This is a genomic window from Amycolatopsis sp. NBC_01307, from assembly GCF_035975215.1.
GTDB lineage: Bacteria > Actinomycetota > Actinomycetes > Mycobacteriales > Pseudonocardiaceae > Amycolatopsis.
The window spans coordinates 6,132,911-6,159,778 of sequence record NZ_CP108403.1; the positions used below are offsets into that span (position 1 = coordinate 6,132,911).

Annotated in this window: 21 protein-coding genes; 10 read left to right on the forward strand and 11 right to left on the reverse strand. The window is 71.8% G+C overall.

Annotated elements, in window-relative coordinates:
* Positions 1-14: 14 nt before the first annotated feature.
* The 5 genes from OG439_RS26290 to OG439_RS26310 all read right to left on the reverse strand — a co-directional run bounded on the left by OG439_RS26290 (position 15) and on the right by OG439_RS26310 (position 7,668).
* On the reverse strand, positions 15-1,037 hold the full coding sequence (locus OG439_RS26290; protein ID WP_326943498.1) for a class I SAM-dependent methyltransferase: 1,023 nt from the start codon (positions 1,035-1,037) through the stop codon (positions 15-17).
* 67 nt (positions 1,038-1,104) lie between these two features.
* A complete protein-coding gene (locus OG439_RS26295; protein WP_326943499.1) occupies positions 1,105-2,874 on the reverse strand; it encodes a non-ribosomal peptide synthetase in 1,770 nt (589 codons plus the stop codon).
* Between the two features lie 100 nt (positions 2,875-2,974).
* Positions 2,975-3,739 carry a DUF2306 domain-containing protein gene (locus OG439_RS26300; RefSeq protein WP_326943500.1) on the reverse strand — a complete coding sequence of 255 codons (765 nt, stop codon included), beginning with the start codon at positions 3,737-3,739 and terminating at the stop codon, positions 2,975-2,977.
* Complete coding sequence (locus OG439_RS26305) at positions 3,736-6,504, reverse strand: condensation domain-containing protein (protein ID WP_326943501.1); 2,769 nt, start codon at positions 6,502-6,504, stop codon at positions 3,736-3,738. Before OG439_RS26305 ends, OG439_RS26300 begins: the two co-directional genes overlap by 4 nt.
* Before the next feature lie 189 nt (positions 6,505-6,693).
* Positions 6,694-7,668, reverse strand: a complete 975-nt coding sequence (locus OG439_RS26310) for an NAD-dependent epimerase/dehydratase family protein (RefSeq protein WP_326943502.1) — start codon at positions 7,666-7,668, stop codon at positions 6,694-6,696.
* A 195-nt stretch (positions 7,669-7,863) separates the two neighbouring features.
* Here OG439_RS26310 and OG439_RS26315 point away from each other — a divergent pair, with 195 nt between their 5' ends.
* The 4 genes from OG439_RS26315 to OG439_RS26330 are packed head-to-tail and all read left to right on the forward strand — an operon-like array spanning position 7,864 to position 13,969.
* Positions 7,864-10,260: an NDP-hexose 2,3-dehydratase family protein gene (locus OG439_RS26315; RefSeq protein WP_326943503.1), complete on the forward strand. Its 2,397-nt coding sequence runs from the start codon at positions 7,864-7,866 to the stop codon at positions 10,258-10,260.
* A 34-nt stretch (positions 10,261-10,294) separates the two neighbouring features.
* Positions 10,295-11,575 (forward strand): acyl-CoA dehydrogenase family protein, encoded by a 1,281-nt coding sequence (locus OG439_RS26320; protein ID WP_247055590.1) that lies wholly within the window; start codon positions 10,295-10,297, stop codon positions 11,573-11,575.
* Positions 11,572-12,684 carry a DegT/DnrJ/EryC1/StrS family aminotransferase gene (locus OG439_RS26325; RefSeq protein ID WP_326943504.1) on the forward strand — a complete coding sequence of 371 codons (1,113 nt, stop codon included), beginning with the start codon at positions 11,572-11,574 and terminating at the stop codon, positions 12,682-12,684. The genes OG439_RS26320 and OG439_RS26325 overlap by 4 nt, the downstream gene beginning before the upstream one ends.
* A gap of 37 nt (positions 12,685-12,721) precedes the next feature.
* Positions 12,722-13,969 (forward strand): class I SAM-dependent methyltransferase, encoded by a 1,248-nt coding sequence (locus tag OG439_RS26330; RefSeq protein ID WP_247055595.1) that lies wholly within the window; start codon positions 12,722-12,724, stop codon positions 13,967-13,969.
* Between the two features lie 81 nt (positions 13,970-14,050).
* Here OG439_RS26330 and OG439_RS26335 read toward each other — a convergent pair whose 3' ends face one another.
* Positions 14,051-15,577, reverse strand: coding sequence for an FAD-binding oxidoreductase (locus OG439_RS26335; RefSeq protein ID WP_326943505.1), 1,527 nt, complete (start codon positions 15,575-15,577; stop codon positions 14,051-14,053).
* Positions 15,578-15,683: 106 nt separating this feature from the next.
* Positions 15,684-16,472, reverse strand: coding sequence for an SDR family NAD(P)-dependent oxidoreductase (locus OG439_RS26340; protein WP_326943506.1), 789 nt, complete (start codon positions 16,470-16,472; stop codon positions 15,684-15,686).
* Positions 16,473-16,718: 246 nt separating this feature from the next.
* Between OG439_RS26340 and OG439_RS26345 the strand changes: the two genes are divergently transcribed.
* Complete coding sequence (locus OG439_RS26345; protein WP_326943507.1) at positions 16,719-17,966, forward strand: cytochrome P450 family protein; 1,248 nt, start codon at positions 16,719-16,721, stop codon at positions 17,964-17,966.
* Between the two features lie 178 nt (positions 17,967-18,144).
* Here OG439_RS26345 and OG439_RS26350 read toward each other — a convergent pair whose 3' ends face one another.
* Positions 18,145-18,807, reverse strand: coding sequence for a maleylpyruvate isomerase N-terminal domain-containing protein (locus OG439_RS26350; protein ID WP_326943508.1), 663 nt, complete (start codon positions 18,805-18,807; stop codon positions 18,145-18,147).
* Positions 18,808-18,918: 111 nt separating this feature from the next.
* On the opposite strand from OG439_RS26350, the gene OG439_RS26355 reads away from it, so the two are divergent.
* From OG439_RS26355 to OG439_RS26370, 4 genes are all read left to right on the forward strand, one after another.
* Positions 18,919-19,638, forward strand: coding sequence for an MgtC/SapB family protein (locus OG439_RS26355; RefSeq protein WP_326943509.1), 720 nt, complete (start codon positions 18,919-18,921; stop codon positions 19,636-19,638).
* A 120-nt stretch (positions 19,639-19,758) separates the two neighbouring features.
* Positions 19,759-20,688, forward strand: coding sequence for a M protein (locus OG439_RS26360; protein WP_326943510.1), 930 nt, complete (start codon positions 19,759-19,761; stop codon positions 20,686-20,688).
* Between the two features lie 67 nt (positions 20,689-20,755).
* Positions 20,756-22,024: an ABC transporter substrate-binding protein gene (locus tag OG439_RS26365; protein WP_326943511.1), complete on the forward strand. Its 1,269-nt coding sequence runs from the start codon at positions 20,756-20,758 to the stop codon at positions 22,022-22,024.
* On the forward strand, positions 22,021-22,704 hold the full coding sequence (locus tag OG439_RS26370) for a CPBP family glutamic-type intramembrane protease (protein ID WP_326943512.1): 684 nt from the start codon (positions 22,021-22,023) through the stop codon (positions 22,702-22,704). Before OG439_RS26365 ends, OG439_RS26370 begins: the two co-directional genes overlap by 4 nt.
* 69 nt (positions 22,705-22,773) lie before the next feature.
* On the opposite strand, the gene OG439_RS26375 is transcribed toward OG439_RS26370, so the two are convergent.
* The 3 genes from OG439_RS26375 to OG439_RS26385 all read right to left on the reverse strand — a co-directional run bounded on the left by OG439_RS26375 (position 22,774) and on the right by OG439_RS26385 (position 25,466).
* Positions 22,774-23,055: a metal-sensitive transcriptional regulator gene (locus tag OG439_RS26375; protein WP_247055614.1), complete on the reverse strand. Its 282-nt coding sequence runs from the start codon at positions 23,053-23,055 to the stop codon at positions 22,774-22,776.
* A gap of 75 nt (positions 23,056-23,130) precedes the next feature.
* Complete coding sequence (locus OG439_RS26380; protein ID WP_326943513.1) at positions 23,131-25,254, reverse strand: heavy metal translocating P-type ATPase; 2,124 nt, start codon at positions 25,252-25,254, stop codon at positions 23,131-23,133.
* 5 nt (positions 25,255-25,259) lie between these two features.
* Positions 25,260-25,466, reverse strand: coding sequence for a heavy-metal-associated domain-containing protein (locus OG439_RS26385; protein ID WP_247055618.1), 207 nt, complete (start codon positions 25,464-25,466; stop codon positions 25,260-25,262).
* A gap of 77 nt (positions 25,467-25,543) precedes the next feature.
* Between OG439_RS26385 and cobF the strand changes: the two genes are divergently transcribed.
* On the forward strand, positions 25,544-26,305 hold the full coding sequence (gene cobF, locus OG439_RS26390; protein ID WP_326943514.1) for a precorrin-6A synthase (deacetylating): 762 nt from the start codon (positions 25,544-25,546) through the stop codon (positions 26,303-26,305).
* Positions 26,306-26,868: the final 563 nt, after the last annotated feature.

Sequence of the window (26,868 nt, forward strand, 5' to 3'; positions counted from 1 at the left end):
GGGCTCCCCGTCAGTCAGGCGAGTTCCGCGATCACTTCGCCGGCCGCGACCTCGATCCTGTTGACCCGCAACAGGTCCCAGCCCGACTCGGCGAAGACCGAGCACCAGTCGCGCAGGGTGGGCAGGAACGTGCCCATCAGGTCGTGCCCGAGTTCGAAGCCGAGGGTGAACACGCCGAGATCGGTGTCCTGGACGTCGACCGACCGCGTCGCGTCACCGAACAGGAACCGCTTGACGTTCGGGAAGAGCTCCCGCAGCCGGCGCAGGGTCGCGACGCACTGCTCCCGCGGCCAGAAGTCGTGCGCCATCATGAAACAGGTCAGCACCTCGACCTCGCGGAACTCCGGCCGCTCCTGCAGGTTCAGCACGTCGTCCTGGAAGAACCGGGCGCGGTCGCCGAAGCCCTCTTCCGTCGCCTCGGCCCGGGCCACCTGGAGCGACGGCTCGGCGATGTCGATGCCGAACCCCGTGGTGCCGGGATGGCGGCGGAGCATGTCCATCAGCCGGCCGCCGCTGCCGCAGCCGAGGTCGGCGACCACGGTGAACGGGAAGTCGATGCGGCTCAGCGCCGCGTAGAACGTCTGGTCGTAGGTGATGGCGCTGATGTCCCGGCAGGCGTACGCGATCGCCGCGGCGTCCCGCTCGTAGTAGTCACCGACGCGGTTCTTCTCGACCAGCGCCGTGGGCATCTGCCGGAACAACGCGGCGCTGCCGCGGTTCAGCCAGTGGAAGAACGACTTGGTCCGGTAGATCTCGTCGAACTTCTCGGTCGCGATGACGACGGTCTCGATCCGGCGCACGATCTCGACCGAGGCCAGCGCGCGGAACATGCTGAGCGTGGAGAGCGGGTCGAGGCCGTGCGCCTCGGCGAACTCCGCGGAATCGAGCTTGCGGTTCTCGTTCAGCTCGTCCAGCGCGCCGACCTCCCAGGCCGCGCAGATCGCCCAAGCGGCCACGGCCGAGTTGTAGATGTGGGCGGCGTCGCGCGCACTCCGGAAATCCTCGGCGATCCCCCGCCTCATTTCGACGCCGTTCACGTACCAAACGTCGTTCACAGACTCCGCGCTCACATTTCCTCCCGTTTCGGCCGGGTCGGCCCGTCGCTCACTCATCGTTGGTCACTCCCCGGTCGTCGAGGAGCTTGCAAAGGTCGGACACGGTCGGCGCGTTGAACAAGTCGGCGATGGTGAGCTCGACGTCGAACCGCGTGACGATCCGGCTGATCAGCCGCATGGCGAGCAGCGAGTTGCCCTCGAGATCGAAGAAGCTGTCGTCCATGCCGACCCGGCCGACGTCGAGGACCTCCTCGAACACCGCGCACAGCACCGCCTCGCGCTCGGTCACCGGCGGCCGGTAGTTCGCCGACGTCCCGGAGTCCGGTTCGGGCAGCGCGGCGCGGTCCAGCTTTCCGTTCGGCGTCAACGGCAGCCGGTCGAGCGGGACGACGACCGACGGCAGCATGTAGTCGGGCAGCCGGCGCGCCGCGTCGGCCAGCAGCTCCACGGTCGCCGGCACCGGGTCCGTCCCGGCGGGGAACACCACGTAGGCGATCAGGCGGTGCCCGCCGAGCTCGGTCTCGCGCGTGACGACCGTGGCGTGCACGACCGACGGGTGCGTGGCGAGCGTCGACTCGATCTCGCCGAGCTCGACGCGGTAGCCGCGGATCTTGACCTGGCTGTCCGCCCGGCTGACGAACTCGAGCACGCCGTCGGTCCGCGTCCGCACCAGGTCCCCGGTGCGGTAGACGCGGTTTCCCGGCCCCTCGAACGGGTCCTCGCGGAACTTCTCGGCCGTCAGGTCGTCCTGGCCGGTGTAGCCGAGCGCCAGCCGGGGGCCGCCGATGTAGAGCTCGCCGACCTTGCCCGGGCCGACCGGCCGCAGCTCGTCGTCGAGCACGTGCGGGCGGACGTCGTCCATCGGGTAGCCGATCGGGATGGTCCGGGGCTCCGCGAACGGCGCGGTCATCGGGAAGTGCGCGGCGAACGAGGACAGTTCGGTGGCGCCGTACATCGCGCGGACCACGAGCTCGGGGCAGGCTTCGAGGGCGCGTCGCACGGCCGCGGGCGCGATGACGTCGCCACCGGTCAGCACCTCGCGGACCCCGGCGAACACCTCCGGCGCCTCGTCCGCGACGACCCGGAACAACCCGGCCGTCAGGTGCATCGCGGTGATCGACTCCTCGGCGACCAGCGTCCGCAACCCGTCGACGTCGAGCGCGACACGCGGCAGCACGATGGTCCCGCCGCGCAGCAGCGGCACCCAGATCTCGTAGGTGGACACGCCGAAGGCGTGCGGCGCCAGCATCGGCACCCGCTCGTGGCGGCCGGTGTCCCAGCACGAATCCAGGGCCAGGCCGAGCACGCCGCGGTGCGTGACGGCGACACCCTTCGGCTCACCGGTCGACCCGGACGTGTGCATGACGTAGGCGACCTGGCCGCCGTCCGCGTCCGCGAGCACGGGGTCCACTGTGGACTGTCCGGCGAACTCCGCCGGGTCGTCGGCGAAGACGACCCGCTCCGCCCGCGGCAGGCCACGCATCCGGGCCGGCGCGTCGGCCAGCAGCAGCGGGCCGTTCGCGCGGTCGAGGATGTCCTGCGCGCGTTCGACCGGATAGGCCTCGTGCACCGGAAGGTAACTCGCGCCGGCCTTGAGCACGCCCAGTATCGCGACCACCAGCTCGACCGACCGCGTCATCGCCAGCGCGACCGGCTCCCCGGCGGTCACGCCCGCGTCCAGCAGCCGGTGGGCGACCTGGTTCGCGCGCTCGTTCAGTGCGCGGTAGGTCAGCCGGGTGTCCCCTTCGGACAGTGCGACCGCGTCCGGCGTCCGGTGCACCTGCTCGACGAAGCAGTGCGGGATCGAGGTGTGCCGCATCATCCGCTCCTCGCCTCGTGGACCAACTGGTGTTCAGTCTGCTTGCTCTCGAGATCGCGCGGCGTCTCCAGCCTTGCGCCGGCCCGCCGGGCGGGTGCCGTCACGCCGCGGCTGCCTCGTGCTCGCCCGGACGCCGCCGCCGGCCGGCGGCTCGCTGCGCGAGGTCGATGACGACCGGGTCACCGGCGACCGGCACGCTCTTCGCCCGGGACGCGCTCTTGCCACGCACCACGAACCAGTGGGCGACGGCGAGGTGCAGCACCCACGGCAGCCAGTCGATCGAGTCGACGACGAGGGCCGGGCTGACCAGCGGGGCGAGCAGCGGCGCGGCGACGACGAGCCCGGCGCTCGTGGTGACCACCAGGGTCAGCGCGACGCTGTAGGACATCCACTGCCGGTGCTTGTCGATCTGGCCCCGCCGGGCGGCCCGCCAGGCGATCGCGGTCGTGACCGCCCACACCGTGCCCCAGAAGAAGCTGGCCGTGTTCGCCGGGTTGCCGATGGCGAACAGCAACCCGACGAGCATGACCGAACACGGCAGCACGCCCGCGAAGACGTAGGCGCGACCGCTCCACCGGTGCAGGCGCGGCCACCGCCGCCGCAGTCCCGGCCAGATCTGCACGAACGCGGTGAGCACGGCCAGGATGCCGAACGAGCCGTGCAGCACCCGGACCGCGGGAACGGCCGGGTCGACGAACTCCGGCAGGAAGTGCGGCAACATGAAACTCAGGTGGAGCACCACGCCCGCGGCGAGCAGCAGCAGCCCCGCCACCGGCCACGACCACACCCGATGCTCGATCGGGCGGGCAAGTGTGGCCGGCGGCCGGGGTTTGCGCTGCTGCCCCCGCGGGACCGTGGATCTCACGGACGCACGGCGTTGATGATCAGGAACGTGCCGGGCGTCGTCTCGTCCTCGATCTCCAGCCCCGCGTCGGTCAGCCAGCCGACCAGCTCGTCCCGGTCGAACAGCGTCAAGCCGTCGTTGTGCGCCGGGAACCGGTGCCGGCGCGCGAAGTACCGGTAGACCGGGTCGTCGGAGTTGCGGAACGTCAGCACCGTGAACGTCCCGCCCGGGCGCAGGCAGCGGGCCACCTCGGCGATGGCCGCGGGGGCCTGGGCCGGGAAGGCCTGCAACGCGTTCCAGCACAGCACGGCGCCGAGCGACGCGTCACCGAAGGGCAACGTGGCGGCGCTCGCCAGCACGGCGGGCACCTCGGGAAGCCGGCCGCGCAACGTGACGAGCATCGGCAGCAGCAGGTCGAGCGCGATGACCCGCTCCGGGCCGACGGTCTTCGCCAGCACCTCGGTCCACCGGCCCGCACCGGCCGCCAGGTCGAGCACCGGGCCGTCGACGGGACGCACGTGCGTGGCGATGTAGTCGTCCTCGTCGGACGGCAGGACCTGACCGGCCCAGTTGGATCCGCACAGCCGCACGAAGTTCGGCCGGGCGTGCGCCTCGTAGTAGTGCCCCATGCTCGGCACCTGCGCCAGCTTGAGCAGGAAGTCGTCACCGGTCTCGCCGGCGCGGGCGGTGAGGTCGAGGATGCCCTTCTCGACCGGGTAGGCGTTCGAGCACGCCTCGCACGTGGCGAGGTTGCCCTCGAGCCGCAGCGAACCACCGCAGCCCGGGCAGCGGAACGCCGCCGCGTGCTGCGCCAGCAGTTCCGCTCCGGCGGCGGCCGGCTGGAGGTCGCGGTCCGGCACGGAGTCCGACGACGCGGGCAGCACCGGTCCGTTGCGGACCGCCCAGCGCGCCTTCACGCCGAGGTGGCCGAGCACGGTTTCGGTGTCCTCCTGCCAGAGTTCGGCGATCTTCTCGGCACCGAGGGCGCTGATCCGCGCCTGGTCGAACCGGCGCGCGGCTTCGTCGAGCTCCCACGCGGCCGGGTGCGGGAAGACCCGGCCGATGTCCGGGTCGCTCGGGTCCAGCTCGGCCAGCGCGCGACCCAGCCGGGACAGGTCCTCCGGGTCGAGCGGCAACGTCGTCGCCGTGTCGAGCACCCGGGTCCGGTCCTGGGGGAAGTGCGCCACCAGGTACAGCAGCGCCAGCGACAGCGCCTCGTCCGTGGTCTCCCGCCAGATCGACAGGTAGCCGTCGAGGTGGGCACGCACGGCGGCGGTCACGGGACCCGCCGGCTGCCCCTCTTCGGCTTCGACGGCGAGACCGAGCAGGATCGCCAGCTCACCCTTGCGGGCGTCCTCGGCTTCGATCAGCGCGGCGGCGAGGGCCGCGGCGGCCGGGTTGGCGGCGGGCGTTTCCGTTGTCTCCGCAACGGCCGGCGACCACTCGGGCAACGCGGCGTCCGGATCGGTCACCGCCGCGCGCAGGATCCGCTCGAACGTGTGCCCCCAGCTCCGGATGGTGTCCGCGTCGAAGAGGTTGGTGTCGAACTTCAGGCTGGCGACGGTTTCCCCGGTGGGCAGCACGTCCAGGGCCCACACGATCCCGTCCGGGATGCCGCTGCTGACGTCCTGGGACAGCAGCCGCCGGCGCAGCTCGGTGACGGCGAGCCCGCCGACCGTTTCGCTGCTCTTGTCCGCCGGGAACTGGAGGAGCTCGAACGCGGGCAGGTCGCGCTCCGGCGCCATCGCCGGCCCCATCAGGTCGGGGGCCGCCCCGGCGATCAGCGGGAACGGCAGCTCGTGGCTGTAGGCACCGAGGCACGACGTCCGGGTGCGGTCGAGGACGTCGGCGAACGTGCGGCTGCCGGCGAGCTTCGTGCGCAGCGGCACGAAGTTGAGGAACGGGCCCACCGCGTGGTGGAAGTCGCCGAGCCCGCGGCCCGCGCTGAACGACGCCGCCACGATGTCGTCGGAGCCGGTGAGCTCGCGCAGCAGGAGGTTGTACGCGCTGAGGAACACCATGAACGGCGAGGCGCGCAGCGACTTCGCCAGCTTGGACGTCGCGGTGGTGAGCTCGGCGTCGAGCAGGAACCGTTGGGCCGCGTAGACCGCGGTCTTCCCGGCGAACGGCCGGTCGGCGGGGATCACCGAGATCTCGGCGCCCGCCAGCTGCTCGCCCCAGTACGCCACGGCCTTCGCGACCGACTTGTCCCCGAGGCCGGCGCGTTGCGCGGCGGCGAACTCGTGGTACTGCCGGGCCGGCGGCAGCGCGGGCACGTCGTGACCGCTGCGTGCCGCGTAGAAGTGGGCGACGTCGTGCATGAGCACGCCCATCGACCAGCCGTCGGCGACGAGGTGGTGGACCAGCAGCACGAGCACGGCGTCGTCGGGGGCGAACACGGCCAGCGCGGCCCGCAGGTGCGGCAGCTCGGTCGCCGGGTAGCGCCCCGCCTCGACGGCGTTGAGCAGCTCTTCACCGCGCAGGTCGCGCTCGTCGAGCGGCGTCCCGCTCAGGTCGTGCACGGCGAGCTGCACCGGCGCCGGCGCCGGGTCCGCCGGCAGCGCGACGGACGTCCCGCGCGACACCGGAGTACGCAGGATCTCGTGCCGGGCCACGACGTCGTCCAGCGCGCCGGCCAGCACGGCCGGGTCGACCGGCCCGCGCAGCCGCCACGCCGAAGCCAGCACGTAGGCCGGGCCGAACGAGCCCATCTCGTCGCCCTTGTCGAGCGCGTTGATGAATTCCTGTTGCAGGGACAGCGTTTGCGAGGTGTCCGATTCGGTCACGATCCGCTCCGGTGCTTGGTGGCGAGTTCGGCGAGGGCGGGAAGCGCCCCGGGGTGCGGGAAGAGCTGTGGCGAGCGGCTCGGGTGGCGGACGGGCGCGAAGAGAACTCGCATGCGTGGCTCCTCCTGCAGGGCTTTCGTGCGGTCAGTCCAGCACCGGGACGTCCACCCGGACGTCTCCTGGTGTGCGTCAGGCGGCCTCGACGGTGGCCCGCAACGCCTCGTTCAGGTCGGCCGCCGGGCGCCAGCCCGTGCGCGCCCGGAACGCGCCGGCGTCGATGACCACGCTGCGCAGGTCGGTCTCCGACACCACGCCGGGCGGCTCGACCGACACGACCGGCACCGGCTCGGTCCCGGTCCGTTCGGCGGCGAGCGCGGCGATCGTGCGGAAGACGTCGCCGAGCGGCGCGCCGACGCCGGTGCCGATCAGCCAGTGCCGCCCGGCCAGCGCGTCGGCGTGGTCCAGCGCGGCGACGATCGCGCTCGCGGCGTCGCGCACGTACAGCAGGTCGCGTTGCACCGTCCCGTCGTGCCACATCGTGATCGGTTCGCCGGCGAGCGCGCGGCGCGCCATGAAGGTGAGCACCCCGGAGTCCAGCGCGCCGGTGACGGGGCTGTGCCCGAACGCCGTCGGCAGGCGCAGCGACACACCCCGGACGACGCCCGCCGCGCCGGCCGCCAGCAGCAGCTGCTCGGCGGCGAGCTTCTGCCGGTCGAACGGGATCTCCGGCAGGTCGGCCTCGGTGCCGTCGAGCCGGGTGCGGGGCGGCACCCCGACCTGGGACGTCGATCCGGTGTAGACGACGACCGGCGCGGGTTTGCCGGGGTCCCGGCGTTCGCGCAGCACGTCGAGCAGATCGCGCAGCACGCCGACGTTCACGCGCTCGCCGGCCGCCTCGGCGCCGGGCTCGCGCCAGCCGGTGGTGCGGGCGACCAGGTGGACGATCGCGTCCGCGCCGGCCACCGCGTCGGCGAGTTCCTCGCGGACGGTCAGGTCGGCGGTGCGGATCTCGACGTCGGCGGCCCCACCGGCCGGCACGACGCTGCGGGTGCGACCCACCGCGCGCAGCCGGATGGGCCGCTCGGCGAGCGCCGCGGTCACCACCGAGCCGATGAAGCCGGACGCGCCGAGCACGGCGACGAGTGGACGTTCTGGCTCGGTCATGGGGATCGCTCCTCTTCTCGGGCAGATGCCACCACCCTTCTTCCCGGCGCTGTCCCGGGCATCTCCGGAGTTGCGCTGTCGCGAGAAGTCGTTGCCGTGGACGAAAGGCAAGTCGGGAGATGCCTGCCGAACACCGGCGAGTTCACTGTGTGTACAGGAAGTTCTCCTCCGTAACGGCGACTAAGGGACGGGCTAATGAAGGCTCTGGTGCTGCCGGGCGGCTGGGACGACTGGCGACACCCGCTCGATCGGTCCACGCCCGCCCAGCTCGTCCGGATCGCCAACAAGCCCCTGCTCGACTACGTCCTGGAGACCGTCCGCGACATCGGGGTGAGCGACATCGGGATCGTCATCGACGACCGCGAGTCGCAGAACTTCGGCGCGGTCGGCAACGGCGTGCGCGTGCTCCCCCACGACGGTCCACCCGGGATCCTGCCGGCCCTCGCCGCGGCCCGGGACTTCCTCGACGGTGACGACTTCCTGCTGTACTCCGGCGCGAACCTGCTCGCCGACGGCCTCGGCGCGGCGGCCGCGGAGTTCCGCTCCACCCGGCCGGTGGCGCAGCTGCTCGTGCACAAGGTGCCGGACCCGAGCGCGTTCGCCGTGGCCGAAGTGGGCGACAACGGCCTCGTGCGCTGCCTGCCGGAGCACCTCGCGGACGCCGGCGGCGACGGCCTGGCCGTCATCGGCGCGTACTTCTTCACCGCCGGGATCCACGACGCCGCCGCGGCCGTCTCCGCCGCCGCCGGCGACGCGGCCGAGCCCGGCATCATCGACGTGATCCGCTGGTTGCACGAGCGGGGCGTCGAAGTCGGTGCGCAGGAGTACTTCGGCTTCTGGCGGGCCGTCGAGTCCCCGGACGCGGTGCTCGAGTGCAACCGGCACCTGCTCGGCGAACTGCACCGTGACGTCGCCGGGGCCGTCGACGCCGAGACGAAGCTGGTCGGCCCGGTCGTCGTCGAGCGCGGGGCGCGGGTGGTCCGGTCCCGGATCGTCGGGCCGGCGATCGTCGGCGCCCACACCGTCGTGGCCGAAAGCGAGATCGGCCCGAACACCGCGGTCGGCGAGGACTGCGTGATCCACGCGGCCACGCTCACGGACTCGATCGTGCTCGACGGCGCGTCGGTCCGGGGCACCGCGCTGAGCGACTCCGTCGTCGGCCGGTTCGCCCGGATCGTGCCGCCCGGCGAGCGCGCCGCGGCACCAGTCCGGCTCGAGCCCCGCGAGGACCTGTCGCTGCCCGATCGGCTCGCCCGCTCCGCCGCGGCGAAGCACGGCGACCACCTGCACGACACCGCCGACGTCACCGGCTGGCTCGCCGGCCGCGCGCGGGCCCACCGCTACCAGGTGGACCGGATCCCGTTCACCGAGCTCGACGGCTGGTCCACGCACCCCGAGACCGGCAACCTCGCGCACCGCAGCGGGAAGTTCTTCACCATCGAGGGGCTCGACGTCACGGTGGACGGCGGCTCGCCGAGCTCCTACCGGCACTGGCAGCAGCCGATCATCGTGCAGCCCGAGGTGGGCATCCTCGGCATCCTCGTCAAGGAGTTCGACGGCGTCCTGCACTGCCTGCTGCAGGCCAAGATGGAGCCGGGCAACCCGAACCCGCTGCAGCTCTCGCCGACCGTGCAGGCCACCCACAGCAACTACACCGGCGTGCACAAGGGCGCGTCGGTGCCCTACCTCGAGTACTTCCTCGATCCCGGGCGCGGCAAGGTGATCGCGGACGTGCTGCAGTCCGAGCACGGCTCCTGGTTCTCCCGCAAGGTGAACCGGAACATGATCATCGAGGTCGACGAGGACGTCCCCGCGCGCGAGGACTTCTGCTGGCTGACCCTCGGCCAGGCCGGCGACCTGCTGTGGCAGGACAACGTGATCAACATGGACACCCGCACCGTCCTGGCCTGCGCCCCGGCGAACGTGGCCGAGGACGGCGCGCTGCACTCCGACGCCGACGTGCTCTCGTGGTTCACCGCGGAGCGGTCCCGCTACGACGTGCACGCCCGGCACATCCCGCTCAACGACGTCGGCGACTGGACGAGCGACGAGTGGACGGTCAAGCACGAGCGGGACTGGTACTTCCGGGTCGTCGCCGTGTCCGTGCGGGCCGACAGCCGGGAGGTCACCCAGTGGAGCCAGCCGTTGCTCGAACCCGTCCACTTCGGACTCACCGCCTTCGTGCTGCGCCACTTCGCCGGCGTGCCGCACCTGCTGGTGCACGCGCGGGCCGAGGGCGGGTTCCGCAACGGCGTCGAGATGGGGCCGACGGTGCAGTGCACCCCGCAGTACCACCCGCTCGACGGGTCGTCCCGGTCGCGGTTCCTCAACCTGGTCCTCGACGCCGCACCGGAACGCGTCCGCTACACCTCGGTGCAGTCCGAGGAAGGCGGCCGCCTGCTCAACGCGGAGAACCGCTACCTCATCGTCGAGGCCGACGAAGCACAGGCGCCGCTGGAGCCGCCGGAGGGCTACCAGTGGGTGACGCCGAACCAGCTCAGCTCGCTGATGCGGCACGGCCACTACGTGAACATCCAGGCGCGCACGCTGCTGGCGGCCATCAACACCGGGGCCGTGCGCCTCTTCGACTGAGCGCGGACCGCGCACAAGGAGCTGTGGGGACGACATGCTGACCGAAACCGTGATCCACCGGGCATCCGGCGCGCTCTACCAGCCGGTCACCGAGGAGGGACGCGCGCTGCTCGACCTGATCGACGAGCACCTCCCGGCCGTGCGAGCCGGTGCGGCGGACCACGACCGCGCGGGCACGCTGCCGGTCGACGTCATCGAGGCGTACGGCCGCAACGGCGTGCTGGGCGGCACGGTGCCGGCCGAGCTGGGCGGCCTCGGGGTGCGCAGCCTCTACGACGTCGCCGTCGCGCTGAGCCGGGTCGCCGAGGCGGACGCGTCGACGGCCCTCGTGCTGCACGCCCAGTTCAGCCGCGGCCTGACCTTCCAGTACGAGTGGAAGCACGGTTCGCCGGCGGCCCAGCAGCTGGCCGCGCAGGTGCTGAAGCTGATGGCCGCGGGCGACCCGGTGTGCGGCGGGGTGAAGGACCACCACTCGGGCGTCACCACGCTGACCCGGGCCGGGTCGGGCGAGGGCTGGGTGCTCAACGGCCGCAAGACGCTGGTGACCATGGCCGGGATCGCCAAGCACGTGATCGTCTCCGCCGAGACGCGGGTCGAGGGCGAGCCGCACCGGCTGGCCGCGCCGGTGCTGGCCGCGGACACCCCGGGGATGACGATCATCGACAACTGGGACGGCCTCGGCATGCGGGCGTCCGGCACCGTGGACATCGTCTTCGAGAACTGCCTGCTGCCGGACGAGAACGTGCTGCTGCGCGGGGTCGTCGGGACACGCAGCGACGTGGGGCTCGCCGGGCAGACGGTCAGCTCCTGCGCGAACCTCGGCGTCTACGTCGGGGTCGCCCAGGCCGCGCGCGACATCGCGGTGGCGGCCGTGGCGCGCCGGAAGGGCACCCCGGCCGCGGCGGTCCGCACGCTCGTCGCCGAGATCGACACGCGGCTCTACAGCGTCCGCGCCACCGTCGGCTCCGCACTGGCCAACGCGGACATCGCCAACGTGGACCTCAGCGGGGACCTCGACGAGCGGGGCCGGCTCATGATGCTCCCGTTCCAGTACGCCAAGCAGCACGTCAACAAGGTGGTGCCGGACATCGTCGGCGACTGCCTCACGCTGACCGGCGGCGCCTCGTTCACCGCGGGGCACCCGCTCGCCCGGCTCTACCGCGACGCCCGCGCCGGCTGCTTCATGCAGCCCTACACCTACCCGGACGCCGTCGACTACCTCAGCGCGCAGGCCCTCGGGCTCGATCACGACAGCAACTACATGAACGTCCGGGCCGCACGGTCCGCGGAGGCGACGAAGAAGGAGCTCACGTGACGACTCGGGTCTGGGACTACCTGCTGGAATACGAGATGGAGAAGGCCGAACTGATCGACGCGGTCACGACGGTCTTCGAGTCGGGTCAGCTCGTGCTCGGGCCGAGCGTGAGCGGGTTCGAGGCGGAGTTCGCCGACTACCACGGCGGCGGGCTCTGCGCGGGCGTCGACAACGGGACCAACGCGGTGAAGCTCGGGCTGCAGGCCCTCGGCGTCGGCCCGGGTGACGAGGTCATCACCGTGTCCAACACGGCGGCCCCGACCGTCCTCGCCATCGACGGCGCCGGCGCGACGCCGGTGTTCGTGGACATCAGGGAAGAGGACTTCCTGATGGACGTCGGGCAGGTCGCGGCCGCGATCACGCCGCGCACCAAGGCTTTGCTGCCGGTGCACCTCTACGGCCAGTGCGCCGACATGGCCCCGCTGCGCCGGCTGGCCGACGAGCACGGCCTGGTGCTGCTCGAGGACTGCGCGCAGGCGCACGGCGCGCGCCACCACGGCCGCCCGGCCGGGACCATGGGCGACGCGGCCGCGTTCTCCTTCTACCCCACCAAGGTCCTCGGCGGGTACGGCGACGGCGGCGCGGTGCTCACCACTGACTCCACTGTGGACGAAAACCTGCGCCGGCTGCGCTACTACGGCATGGAGAAGCAGTACTACGTGGTCGGCACGCCGGGCCACAACTGCCGCCTCGACGAGCTGCAGGCCGAGATCCTGCGCCGCAAGCTGCGCCGCCTCGACGACTACGTGGCGGCCCGGCGGGCGATCGCCGACCGCTACGCCGAGGGACTCGGCGACCTCCCCGGGCTGCGGCTGCCGGTCACCGCGCCCGGCAACGAGCACGTCTACTACGTCTACGTCGTGCGCCACCCGCAGCGCGACACGATCATCGAACGGCTGGCCGCCTACGACATCGCGCTCAACATCAGCTACCCGTGGCCGGTGCACACGATGACCGGGTTCGCCCACCTCGGCTACGCCACCGGCTCGCTGCCGGTCACCGAACGGCTCGCCGGCGAGATCTTCTCGCTGCCCATGTACCCGTCGCTGCCCGAATACACCCAGGACAAGGTGATCGGCGCGCTCCGCGACGTGATCGCGGACCTCTGAGCCGCGCCATCGAACGAACGACGAGGAGGATTACCCCGTGACCGATCGGGACAGCGTTACCCCATCCGACGTCAGCTGCCGGGTGTGCGGCGGCCAGGTCGAGGAGTTCCTCGACCTGGGCAGCCAGCCCGTATCCCAGCGCTTCCGCACCCCGGAGGACACCTCCGGCGAGTTCTTCTTCCGGCTCGCCGTCGGCCACTGCACGACGTGCACGATGGTGCAGCTGGTCGAGGAGGTGCCGCGGGAGGAGATGTTCCACGAGGACTACCCGTTCACCTCGTCCGGCTCGCGGTACATGACCGAGTACTTCAGCGGCGTGGCCCGGGACTTCCTGGAGACCGAGCTGGCCGGCGACGACCCGTTCATCGTCGAGATCGGCAGCAACGACGGCGTCATGCTCGGGACCATCCGGGACGCCGGCGTCCGCCACCTCGGCTTCGAGCCGTCCGGTCACCCGGCCGAGATGGCCAGGGCGGCCGGCATCCGGGTGCGCGGCGACTTCTTCGAGGAGTCGACGGCCCGGGAGACCGCCGCCGCCGACGGGCCGGCCGACGTCATCTACTCGGCCAACACCATCTGCCACATCCCCTACCTGGACTCGATCTTCCGCGGCGTGGACGCGTTGCTCGCGCCGAACGGCGTGTTCGTCTTCGAGGACCCCTACCTCGGCGACATCGTCGCGAAGCGGTCGTTCGACCAGATCTACGACGAGCACTTCTACCTCTTCTCCGCGCGCTCGGTGCGGGCCGCGGCGAACCGGTTCGGTTTCGACCTCGTGGACGTGCGGCGGCTGCCGGTGCACGGCGGCGAGGTGCGCTACACGATCGCCCGGCTCGGCGCGCGCACGCCGTCGGCGGCGGTCGAGGCGCTGCTGGCGGAGGAGGCCGAGCGTGAGCTCACGTCCCCCGCGACGTTGCAGACGTTCGCCGAGGGCGTGCTGGAGATCCGGACCGCCCTCGTGGCGAAGCTGACCGAGCTGCGCGCCGCGGGCGCTCGCGTGGTCGGCTACGGCGCGACCGCGAAGAGCGCCACGGTGCTCAACTTCTGCGGCATCGGACCGGACCTGGTCGAGTACATCAGCGACTCGACGGACGCGAAGCAGGGGCTCGTCACGCCGGGGCAGCGCATCCCGGTGCGGCCGCCGTCGGACTTCGCCGAGAACCGGCCCGACTACGCGCTGCTGTTCGCGTGGAACCACGCCGAGGAGATCATGGCCAAGGAGCAGGAGTTCGTCGCGGACGGCGGCAAGTGGCTGCTGTACGTGCCTGACGTGCACGTGGTCTGATCCGGAAACACCGCGGTACGAAGAAAAGACCGGCCGGCCCACTCGGGCCGGCCGGTCTTTTCGTTGCTGTGGTGCGGGACTTCAGCCGATGGCGCGGTCGAAGTGGAAGAAGCGGTGCGGGTCGTAGCGCCGCTTGACCGCGACCAGCTTCGGGTAGTTCTCCGCGTAGTAGGCGGCCTGCCAGTTCGGGAGGGCCGGGTCGATGAAGTTCTGGTAGCTCTCGCCGAGGGAGTGCCGGTCCAGCGCGGCGAAGCCGCCGGTGAGCCACTGCTCGCCGGCCGTGGCGTCCTCGGCGACGTAGTTCGGATTGTTCAGCGAAACCGAGTAGCCGCACAGCATCCGGCTGTTGCGGTGGACGTAGGCGGTGGCGCGCCGGTCCGGGACGCCGGCCTGGCCGCCGAGGGTCTCGAAGTACAGCATCTTGAACTGCCCGGGGCGCGGGTCGGCTTCGTAGGCGGCGAGCAGCGCGTCCACCGAGGGCGCCGGACCGCCGAACATCCGGTTGCGGGTGCGGTAGAAGTTCGTCCGCGGCATCTGCCCCGCGGACGAGTAGCCGACCCGGTGGCACTGGTCGGTGGTCAGCTGGCTGCAGCCGTACCACTCCAGCATCGCGTCACGGGGGGCCTTCTGGCCCACGACGCGGGCGGTCGGCGCGACCCCGACCTGCGCGACGAGGGTGTCGAGCAGGCTCTCGAGCGCGGCCTGGGTGCCGAACCACGCGCCGTAGGCGACCACCGCCGAGGGCACGGTCGCGGCGTCGGGGGTGTACACCGACATCGAGGCGGCGAGGTCCCACGGCGCGCCGATCGCCCACGGCTGCCAGGTCTCGATGACCTGCTTCGCCACGTCGATCGGCCAGGCGACGGTGTAGTTGACCATCGAGGTGACCGGCACGGGCGCGAGCTCGTAGCTCGTGATCACGCCGTAGTTGCCGCCGCCGTTGCCGCGCAGGGCCCAGAACAGGTCGGGGTTCTCCTGCTGGGACGCGCGCACCTTCCGGCCGTCGGCCAGCACGACGTCGGCGCCGACCATCCGGTCGGCGCCGAGGCCCGCCTTGCGGGTCAGCATCCCGATCCCGCCGCCCTGCAGGAAACCGCCCACCCCGACCGTCGCGCACTGGCCGCCGGCGAGCATGAGCCCGCGCGGGGACAGCGCCGCGAGCGCGTCGATCTGCTGCGTCCCCGAGCCGACGGTGACGGTGGCGCCGTTGACCTGGATTCTGTTCATCCGGGAGACGTCCAGGATGACCCCGGTCGTGTTCGAGTAGCCGCCGAAGCTGTGCCCGCCGCTGCGCGGAACCAGGTGCAGCGCGTTGTCCCCGGCGAAGCGCAGGACCGTCGCCACGTCGGCGCTCGACTCGCAGTACGCGACCGCCTGCGGCCGGATCGCGTCGAACTGCGAGCTCGCCCCCACGCGAGCCCGGTCGTAGTCCGCTTCACCCGGCAGGACCACGTCGCCCGCGACGTGGCGACGCAACGCCTTCCAGTCGATCGCCCGGCCGCGACCGGACGACACCGCGCCGCTCGCGGCCGCGGCCGCGGTCGTGCCGAGCACCGCGGCCGCGCCGGCACCTACGCCCAGTCGCAGGAAGTCCCGACGGTTTGGCATGTTGTTCCTCGTCTCGTACTCGTTGTGACCGTGTGGATTCGTTCCCCGTGCGCCCCGCGCTGGGACGTCGCTGGAACGGCTCCGGCCCGAGTACGCCGAGGGGTGGTCAGGCCGCGGCGCCACTCATCGGCAGGGAGCCACCGAGGCCACCGTCGACCCCGAGCGCCTGCCCGGTGATGTACGCCGCACGCGGCGACAGCAGGAAGGTCACGGCGTCGGCGACCTCGTCGGCCTGGCCGAGCCGGCCGATCGGGACCTGGCGGCGGCAGATCTCCCGCACCTCGTCGATCGGGGCGAGCTCGTCGAACATCTCCGTGTCGATGAACCCGGGGGTGACCGCGTTGACCCGGATCCCCCGGCTGCCGAGGTCGGCGGCGAGGGCGCGGGCCAGGTTGGTCACGGCGGCCTTCGTCGTGGAGTAGGCCGTCGCCAGCCCCATGGCCAGCCCCATGCCGTGCTGCACGAGGACGGTGCCGTTGACCACGACGGCGCCGCCGGCCTCGTCGAAGAGCGCCGAGGCCTTCTGGATCGTGTAGAAGGCGCCCTTGAAGTTCGTACCGACGATCTGATCGAACTCGATCTCGGTGAACTCCCGCGGGATGGAGAAGGCCATGGCCACTCCCGCGTTGGCGAAGATGCCGTCCAGCCGGCCGAAACGACGCTTGATCTGCTCGACCAGCTCGTCCAGGTCGTCCAGCCGGGACACGTCGGTGCCCACGGCGAGGACCCGCTCGCCGCTGGGGTCCAGATCCTTTGCCGCAGCATCGATCTTCTCGACGCGCCGACCGGCGAGCACCACGTTCGCGCCCGCGTCGACCAGTTTTTTCGCGGTGGCAAAACCGATGCCGCTCCCACCGCCGGTGATGAGAACTGTCCTGCCCTTGAACTCAGTCATGCGGCCAGCGTCACACCCCGGCGCCGCACGCCGCATCTCCCGCCTTGCGCTGGCCGTTCACGCCGGAACAGTGCGCATTCTCCTTGTGACACAACGGAATTCGCAACAATGAAGACGAGCTACCGGACCGGCCTCGGCAGGATCGGAACAAGACATCGGCGGGCAGTGGCTCGCCGCCGGCATCTTCGTGTTCGTGACGGCCGAGCGAACGGTCTGACAGGTCCGCACAGATTCAGGAGTCACCCCATGGAAAACCGTTGTCCCGCCTTGGATCCGAGCGGCCGTGACATCCACGGCCAGGCCGACGAGTTGCGCACGCAGGGCTCCGCCGTCCAGGTGAAGCTGCCCGGCGACGTGCTCGTCTGGTCGGTCAACAGCCACGACGTCATCAAGAAGCTGCTGACCGACCCGAACGTCACCAAGAGCGCCCGCAACCACTGGCCGGCGTTCACCAACGGGGAGCTCCGCCCGGACTGGGAACTGATCAGCTGGGTGGCGATGGACAACGTCTCCACCACCTACGGCCGCGACCACCACCGGCTGCGCCGGCTGATCGGCAAGGCGTTCACCTCGCGGCGGACCGAAGAGATCCGCCCGCACGTGGAGAACCTGGCGACCGTGCTGCTGGACGCGCTGGCCGCGGTGCCGCCCGGCGAGGTCGTGGACCTCAAGGAGCGGTTCGCCTACCCGCTGCCCGGCATGCTGGTCGCCGACCTGATCGGGATGTCCGAGGAGGCCCGGGTCGCGGCCGCGAAGGTCCTCGACGTCATGCTGGACACCACGATCACCCCGGAGCAGGCGCAGGGCGTCCTGGTGGGCTGGCGCACCGCGATCGCCGACCTGGTCGCGCTCAAGCGCGTCGAGCCGGGCGCGGACATCACCAGCGACCTGATCGCCGCCCGCGACGAGGACGGCTCCCGGCTGTCCGAGCAGGAGCTCGCCGACACGATCTTCGCGATCCTCGGCGCCGGCTCGGAGACCACGATCAACTTCTTCGACAAGGCGATCACCCTGCTGCTCAGCCACCCCGAGCAGCTCGAGCTGGTCAAGTCCGGCGAGGCCGACTGGGACGCCGTCATCGACGAGGTGCTGCGGCTGGAGTCGCCCATCGCGAACCTCCCGCTGCGCTACGCCGTCGAGGACATCGACCTGGGCGACGTCGTCATCCCGAAGGGCGACCCGATCCTGGTCAACTACGCCGCGATCGGCCGCGACCCGGAGCTGCACGGCGAGTCGCGCTGCACGTTCGACATCGCCCGCGAGGACAAGGAGCACCTGTCCTTCGGCTACGGCCCGCACTACTGCCTGGGCGCGGGCATCGCCCGGATGGTGGCCAAGGTCGGCCTGTCCGCCCTGTTCGACCGCTTCCCGGCACTGACCCTCGCCGTCGCCGCCGAGGAGCTGCCCCCGCTCCCGACGTTCATCATGAACGGCCACCGCACCCTCCCGGTCCGCCTGACCACGGTCGCGAGCACCGCCGCCGAAGCCGCCTGAACCAAGCCGAAGACCGCGCACCCGGGCCTGCCCCGGATGCGCGGTCTTTTCGGTTCCGCTCCCGCGACAGCATGGCCACGCGACCGCCAGCCGCTGACCAGCAGATTCAAAGCTCGCACAGCGCGTCGCCGAGCCATCGAAACCCCCGTCGGCAACCGCTCTCGACCAGTGGGTCCAGTTACACCCCGGGATACGCGGGCGGCACGAACGGGCCCCAGGTGAAGGCCGGGAGCCACCGCGCCGGGTTCCCGGTCCACTCGAACGCCGCCAGCTGCGCGGGTGACCGGCGGCCGGCCAGGGCGCGGTAGAGGTCGTGCGCCGGTGCCGTCAGCGTCCCGGCCACCCGGCCGCGCCCGGCCGTCCACTCCGAACCGCCGGTCGTGCGCAGCCGCAGCGCCGGGAGGCCACCGGCCGACACGGCGCCGGAAAAGCCCCTGACCAGCACCTCGAAGCTCGGCGCCCACGCCAGGTGCTCCGCCGGCGGCGGCACGTCCAGCGCCGCGCGCAGGTCCAGCTCGTGGGTGTAGGCGTCCATCACCATGATCTCGCCGCTGCGCCCGTCCGCCGCCGCGAGCCGGCGGTCGAGCTGCTCCCCGAGGTCGTCCCAGCGGTCGAGCAGGGCCGGGACGGCCGGCGCGGGCAGCCGGGTGCCGCCCTGGCCGAGGACCCGCTCGGCGATCTCCACGACGTGGGCGACCAGGTCCGTGACGGTCCACTCCCGGCACGCGGGCACCGGGCGCAGGTGGGTGCCGGGCCGCGCCTCCAGCAGCGCGCGGACGCCGCGCCGCACCTCCGGGTAGCCCACGAAGTCCGGGGCCGGAACCGGCCGACTCGCTGTCACGCGCTCCACCCCACCCTGGCACGATCGGTGCTCTCGACCCAGTATCCCCTGGTGACGGCCCCGGCGGTTCTCCCCGCGTGCCGGCACCGAAGACCTCGGGAGGTAGTGATCTTGACCACTCTGTGGTCCACGTCGGCGCAGTGGCAGCTGCTGCCGCCGGTGGTGCTCGCGCTGCTGCTCAGCGTCGCCATCGGCCTCGAACGCGAAGCCGGCATGAAGGCCGCCGGCCTGCGGACGCACAGCCTGGTCGGCGTCGGCTCGGCCGTGTTCATGCTGGTGTCGAAGTACGGCTTCGCCGACCTGCTCACGACGAGCGGCATCGCGCTCGACCCGTCGCGGATCGCCGCGCAGATCGTGTCCGGCATCGGCTTCCTCGGCGCCGGGCTGATCTTCGTGCGGCGCGACGCGGTCCGCGGGCTGACCACGGCCGCGACGATCTGGCTCACCGCCGCGGTCGGCACGGCGTGCGGTGCCGGGCTGCCGGTGCTCGCGGTCGGCACGACGATCGGGCACTTCGTGGTGACGCGCGGGTTGCCGCCGCTGCAGCGCTTCGTCGCCCGCCACCGCAAGGAACCGCCGGTGGTGCGCTTGAGCTACGTCGACGGCCAGGGCGTGCTGCGCGCGGCGCTCGCCACGTGCACCGGACGCGGCTGGTCGGTGCACCACGTGGAGGTCGATCACGAGTCTACTTCCGAGGAGGGGCAACGGATCGCGGTCGTCACCCTGCGCCTCGACGGCCGGGGTGATCTTTACGACCTCGCCGCCGAACTGGCCGAACTGCCCGGCGTCCGGAGCACGTCCACCGGCGCCGGGGAACCGCTCGACGAATGATCGCCCGCCCGGGCAGCGCGCGGGGGCCGGTTTGCGGCACACTGGGGTGCACACGGAAATCTCCGGCACCACAAGGAAAACGTGCGGCCGAGGAGAAACCATCCAATTCGGAGGTGAGGCATGGCCCCCGGCGGTGGCGAGGACGTGGCGCGCACGCAGCCCGGATTCGACCAGGCGTGGCGCGGTTTCCACCGCGCGCAGGTCGTCGAATACGTCGAGTGGGCCGAGGCCGAGATCCGCAGACTCACCGACGAACGCGACGCCGCGGCCCGGCGCGCGGCCGCGTTCGCCGACGAGAACCGTGAGCTCCGGGTCAAGATCGACCGGATCAGCCGGACCCCGATCGCACCGGACGCGCTGCAGGAGCGCTCGCGCCGGATGATCGAGCTCACCCGCGAGGAAGCGACCGAAATCACCGGGCGGGCAAGGGAAAACGCCGAACGGATCCGCCGTGACGCCGAGCTCGAGGCCGTCCGGCTCACCGAGAAGGAACACGAAGTCCTCGCTCTGGCCGAAGCCGAGCGGGCGCAGCAGCGCGTCGAGCACGAGGAACTCCTGCGGGCGACCGAGCAGCGCCGCCGTGAGCTCGACGAAGCCGCGGCGCACCGCCGGGCCCGCCAGGAAGAGGATCACACGCGAGCGATCACGGCCCGCCGCACCGAAGCCACGCGCGAGCTGGCCGAGCAGGACGCCGCCGCCCAGGCGAAGGCCGCCGAGCTGGTCGCCGAAGCCACCCGGCGCAAGGAAACCCTGGTCACCACGGGCGAATCCGAGCTCGCCACGGCCCGGGCCACGGCCGGGCAGCTGATCACCGACGCCACCCGAAAGGGTGAAACTCTGGTCACGGCCGCGGAACGCGAGGTCGCGGCCCTCAACGACGTCCGCGACAAGCTCCACGCGAGTCTCCTCGGCTGCCGGGGCCTGCTGGCCGAAGCGGCCGTCGCCCTCGACGAGGGGCCGTCCGATCCCGAAGCCACCTTGCCGATGGCCAAGCGGGTGCCCGTCCAGCGGCGCTCACCGGCCGACGATCTTTCCGACGCGGTCGGGTGACCCCTTGTCCCCCGGCCGGGCAGCACCCATGATCGGGTGATCGCCCGGCCGAGGTGAGGGGACGCCCATGCGCTCGACGACGATCACGCTGGCCGCTGTGCTGGTCGCGGGCACCGTCACCGCGTGCGGCAGCGGCTCCGGCCTGACGATCAACCTGTACGTCTCGCCGGAGAACAACCTCCAGCACGTCGTCGACACCTGCAACGCGGCCGCCGCCGGCCGCTACCGGATCGAGTACCACAAGCTCCCGCGCAGCGCGGACGGCCAGCGTGAGCAGATGGTGCGCCGGCTCGCCGCGGAAGACCCGTCCCTGGACGTGCTCGGCCTTGACGTCACCTGGGTGCCGGAGTTCGCCGAGGCGGGCTGGGTGGTGCCGTGGACCGGCGCGGCCGAGGCCGAAGCGACGCGGGACGTGCTGCCCGGACCGCTCTCGACCGCGCGCTGGAACGGCAAGCTGTACGCGGCGACGAAGCACACGAACGTCCAGCTGCTCTGGTACGACGACCGGCTCACGCCGTCACCGCCGAAGACGTTCGACGAGATGATCACGCAGGCCCAGGCCCTGAAAGCGGCCGGGAAGCCGGCGAACATCCTGTTCACCGGCGCCCAGTACGAGGGCCTGGTGGTGTTCTACAACACGCTGGTCGCGTCGGCGGGCGGGCACATCCTGTCCGACGACGGCAAGTCCGTGCTGATGGACGACGGCGCCGTCCGCGCGCTGGAGCTGCTGAAGACGCTCACCACGGCCGGGATCACCGACCCGTCGCTGGGCAACTCGAAAGAGGACGAAGTCCGGCAGGCGTTCCAGCGCGGGCAGGGTGCGCTGGAGCTGAACTGGCCGTACGTCTACGCGTCCTACGCGAAGGAGAAGCCGCAGGACCTGGCGCACGTGAAGTGGGCCAGGTACCCGTCGGTGGTGCCGGGGCGCGCGAGCCGCGTCACGATCGGCGGCTTCAACCTGGCGATCAGCACGTACTCGCCGCACCAGGCGGAGGCGTTCGACGCGGCGTTGTGCCTGCGCAGCCCGGCGAGCCAGAAGTACCAGGCGATCGAGGACGGCCTGGCCCCGACGACCCGTTCGGTCTACGACGACCCGGCGCCGCTCGACCCGGCCGACGCCGGCTCGACGATGGCGGCCCAGTTCCCGATGAAGCCGGACATCCTGGCCGCGCTGTCCGACGCCGCCGTCCGGCCGCTGACCCCGGCGTACCAGAACCTGTCGACGGTGATCTCGAAGGTGCTGTCGCCGCCGTCGGAGATCGACCCGCGGGCCACCGCGGCCGAGCTGCGCGAACGGCTGACCGACGCGCTCGACTCGCGGGACATCATCCCTTGATCCGAGCGTTCGCCCTGGTCGCGGCGGTCGTGACGCTGGCCGCGTCGACCACACTGGCCAACCGCGTGCTGCCCGGCTGGGCGTACCCGGTGTGCGGGCTGGTGGCCGCCGTGATCCTGGTGGCCCTGGCCCGTGCGGCCGGGCTGTCGTGGTCCGACCTGGGCTTGCGCTCGTTCCGGCGGTCCGCCCTGGTCGGACTGGCCGGAGCCGGGCTGGTCGCGGTGGTGTTCGGGATCGCGCTGGCCGTGCCGGCGCTGCGGACGGTCTACCAGGACGGCCGCGTCGGCACCCCCGACTTCGGCCAGCTGATCTGGCTGACGTGCGGCCGGATCCTGTTCGGCACGGTGCTGATCGAGGAGATCGCGTTCCGCGGCGTGCTGCCGGCCCTGCTCGGCGCGCGGGACGACCGCTGGCGCTGGCCGCCGATCCTGGGCGCGGCGGCGTTGTTCGGCCTCTGGCACTACCTGCCGGCCCTGGCGATCGGCCGCAACGCGGCGGTCCACGCGGTGTTCGGCACGACGCCGGTGGTGGTGCTCCAGATCCTGGCGATGGCCGCGGCGGGCGCCGCCGGCATCCTCCTGCACTGGTGGCGCCACAAGGGCCACGGAGTACTGGCGTCGGTGATCGTCCACTTCACGACGAACGCGGGCGGCCTGACCCTCGCCGTGCTGGTCCGCTGATCTGCCGCGGCTCGTCGTGAGTGATTAGGGCGGTTAGAACCGCCCTAACCACTCACGACTTGGCCCTGGTCAGGAGCGCACGAGCCGCGCGATCGCGTCCGAGGCTTCCCGCACCTTCAGGTCGGCTTCCTCACCGCCGGCCGCGGCGGCCTGGACCACGCACGTCGCAAGGTGCTCGTCGAGCAGCTCCAGCGAGAACGACTGCAGGGCCTTCGTCGCCGCGGAGACCTGGGTCAGGATGTCGATGCAGTACTTGTCCTGCTCGACCATGCGCTGCAGCCCGCGGATCTGCCCCTCGATGCGGCGCAGGCGCTTGAGGTAGGCCTCTCGCTCGTTGCCGTAACCCGTCATGGCCCACCCGTCCCCGCGTCTGTCGGCATTCCTCCGCGACCGAGTATACCCACCCCACGTATCGGGCGGGGTGACTCAGCGGAACCGGCGCAGGCGGAGGCTGTTGCTGACCACGAAGGCCGAGGAGCACGCCATCGCCGCGCCCGCGATCATCGGGTTGAGCAGGCCGAGCGCGGCCAGCGGCAGCGCCGCGACGTTGTAGGCGAACGCCCAGAACAGGTTGCCCTTGATGGTGGCCAGCGTCCGGCGGGCCAGCCGGATCGCGTCACCGGCGGCACGCAGGTCGCCGCGCACGAGCGTCAGGTCGCCGGCTTCGATGGCCGCGTCGGTGCCGGTGCCCATGGCCAGCCCCAGGTCGGCCTGGGCGAGCGCCGCCGCGTCGTTGACGCCGTCGCCGACCATCGCGACCACGCGCCCTTCGGCCTGCAGCCGCTTCACGACGTCGACCTTGCCCTCGGGCAGCACCTCGGCGACGACCTCGTCGATCCCCGCCTCGGCCGCGATCGCCCGGGCCACGCCGGCGTCGTCCCCGGTCAGCAGCACCGGCCGCAGGCCGAGCGCGCGCAGCTCGGCGACGGCCTGGGCGGACGTCGGCTTGATCGTGTCGGCGACGGCCAGCGTCCCGCGGACCTCGCCGTCCCACGCGACGTGCACGCCGGACGTCCCGGCCGCCCCGACGAACGACCCCCGGCCCACGCTGACCTGCTTGCCTTCGACGACGCCGGTGACGCCGAGCCCGGCGGTGCTGCGGAAGCCCGTGACGGCGGGGAGCGGGCCGAACCGCTCCCGGGCGGCCGTCACGATCGCGCGGGCGACCGGGTGCTCGGACGCCGCTTCGACCGCGCCGGCCAGCCGCAGGACCTCGCCGTCCCCCTCGACCAGCGTCATCCGGCCGGTGGTGACGGTGCCGGTCTTGTCGAGCACGACGGTGTCGACGCGGCGGGTGGACTCGAGCACCTCGGGGCCCTTGATGACGATGCCCAGCTGCGCGCCGCGGCCGGTGCCGACGAGCAGCGCCGTCGGCGTCGCGAGGCCGAGCGCGCACGGGCAGGCGATGATCAGCACGGCGACGGCCGCGGTGAACGCCTGATCCGCGCGGCCGCCCGTCGCCAGCCAGACGACCAGCGTCGCGAGCGCCGCGAAGACGACCGCCGGCACGAACACCGCCGACACCCGGTCGGCGAGGCGCTGGGCCTGGGCCTTGCCGGTCTGCGCGGCCTCGACCAGGCGCGCCAGCTGCGCCAGCCGCGTGTCCGCGCCGACCCGCGTCGCACGCACGAGCAGCCGCCCGCCGACGTTCACGGTCGCGCCGGTGACCGCGTCCCCCGGACCGGCCTCGACCGGCGTCGACTCCCCGGTGAGCATGCTGGTGTCGACGGCGGAGCGGCCTTCGGTGACGACGCCGTCGGTGGCGATCTTCTCGCCGGGCCGGGCGACGAAGACGTCCCCGACGCGCAGGTCGGTGGCCGCGAGCAGGCGCTCTTCGCCGTCGCGGAGGACGGTGACGTCCTTCGCGCCGAGGTCCAGCAGCGCGCGCAGGGCGGCGCCCGCGCGGCGCTTGGACCGGGCTTCGAAGTAGCGGCCGGCCAGGATGAACGTGGTGACCGTGGCGGCCACCTCGAAGTACAGGCTGTCGCCGGTCATGCCCGAGCTGACCAGCGTGAACTCGTGGCGCATGCCGATCTCGCCGGCCATGCCGAACAGGAGCGCGTACAGCGACCAGGCCGTCGACGCGAGCACGCCGAGCGAGATCAGCGTGTCCATGGTGGCGGTGACGTGCCGCAGGTTGACCGCGGCGGCGCGGTGGAACGGCCACGCGCCCCACGTCACGACCGGGGCGGCGAGGACCAGCGAGACCCACTGCCAGTAGTCGAACTGCCAGGCGGGCACCATCGCGAGCACCAGCACCGGGACGGTGAGCGCGGCGGAGAGCAGCAAACGTTTGCGCAGCGGCGTCGAGTCGTCGGCCGCGTCGGCCTCCGGTACCCGGGCCGAGTACCCGGCGGCCTCGACGACCCCGACGAGCTCGCCGACCGAGAGGCCACTGGGGTAGCTGACCTGGGCTTTCTCGGTGGCGTAGTTGACCGTCGCCGTCACGCCGCCGACCTTGTTGAGCTTGCGCTCGACGCGGGACGCGCAGGAGGCGCAGGTCATCCCGCCGATGGCGAGTTCGACGCGTTCGGACTGCGCGGTGGTCATGGCGCTCAGGCCACCAGGCGGTAGCCGGCCTCGGTGACCGCGGCCGCGACGGCGTCGGTCGTCAGCGGGGTGTCGCTGGTCACGGTGACGCGCCCGCTCTCGACGTCGACGTCGACGCCGTTGACCCCGGCGAGCTCGGAGACCTCCTCGCGCACGGAGGTGGCGCAGTGTCCGCAGGTCATGCCCTCGACGGTGTACGTCGCTTCGGTCATCGACGGCTCCTTTCGTTCTCCCTCCTTTATACCCATCGGGGGTAGGGGTGTTCCACCGGCCCCGGCAGACTCGCGGGATGCGGAAGATCTACGCGATCGGGATCGGCGCCGGCGACCCGGAGCACCTGACGGTGCAGGCGGTGGATCGCCTCAACCGCGTCGACGTGTTCTTCGTCCTGGACAAGGGCGAGGAGAAGGCCGACCTGGTGCGGCTGCGCGAGGAGATCCTCGACAGGTACGTGACGCGCCCGTACCGCGTGGTCCTGGTCGCGGACCCACCCCGCGACCGCAAGCCGGCGGACTACCGAGCAGCGGTAGCCGACTGGCACGCGGCCCGCGCCGAGGTCTACGAGAGCGTGATCCTCTCCTCGCTGGCCACGTCTCAGACGGGCGCCTTCCTGGTGTGGGGCGACCCATCGCTGTACGACAGCACGATCGCACTGATCGAGACGGTGCTGGCCCGCGGCCGGGTGACGTTCGAGTACGAGGTGATCCCGGGCATCAGCAGCATCTCGGCCCTGGTGGCCCGCCACCGCACAACGATGAACCAGATCGGCCGAGCAGTCCAGCTCACGACAGGCCGACTCCTGGCAACAGGCTGGCCACCCGACGTCGACGACATCTTCGTCCTCCTGGACGCCCACACGACCTTCGACCGCTACACATCACACGACCTGACGATCTACTGGGGAGCGTACGTAGGCACCCCAGACGAAATCCTCATCTCAGGCCCGCTGACTCCCGCGCTGGCAACCAAAATCCGCGAAACGCGCACGGCGGCCCGAGAACACCACGGCTGGATCATGGACACGTACCTCCTACGCCGCCCCACCCCCTAACCCCCAGTCCGCCGCTCGCCCCACCATCACCCGCACCACCTTCCCACCGACCCGCGCCGGTTTCCCACCACGCGTGTCGTCTTCCCGACCACGCGAGTCGACTCCCAGTCACCCGTGTCGGCTTCCCAATCACAGGTGATGCCCCGCCAATCACGCGAGATGCCCGCCCAATCACGTGAGTTCCGTCTCGGATCACGCTAGTTACGCCGCCAATTACGTTAATACCGTGTCCGATCACGCGGATTACGCTTACTGGCAAAGGCTTCGGGTGCCGGAGGCCCCGCTTCGAGCAGCGGAAGGCCAGTTTCAAGTGATCCCATGGGCTTCACACGTGATCCGCGGGGCATCTCTCGTGACCGGGCGGCCATCACCGGTGATCCGGCGGACGTCACTCGAGTCGTGAGGGCGTGAGACTGGGCACCAGGCACCGGGCACCAGGCACCAGGCACCAGGCACCGGGCACCGGGCACCGGGATGATCGGAGCCGCAACTCGCGTGATCCCGCACGGATCCCGCGTGATCCTGGCCGGATCTCGCGTGATCCCGGGCGGGACTCGTGTGAT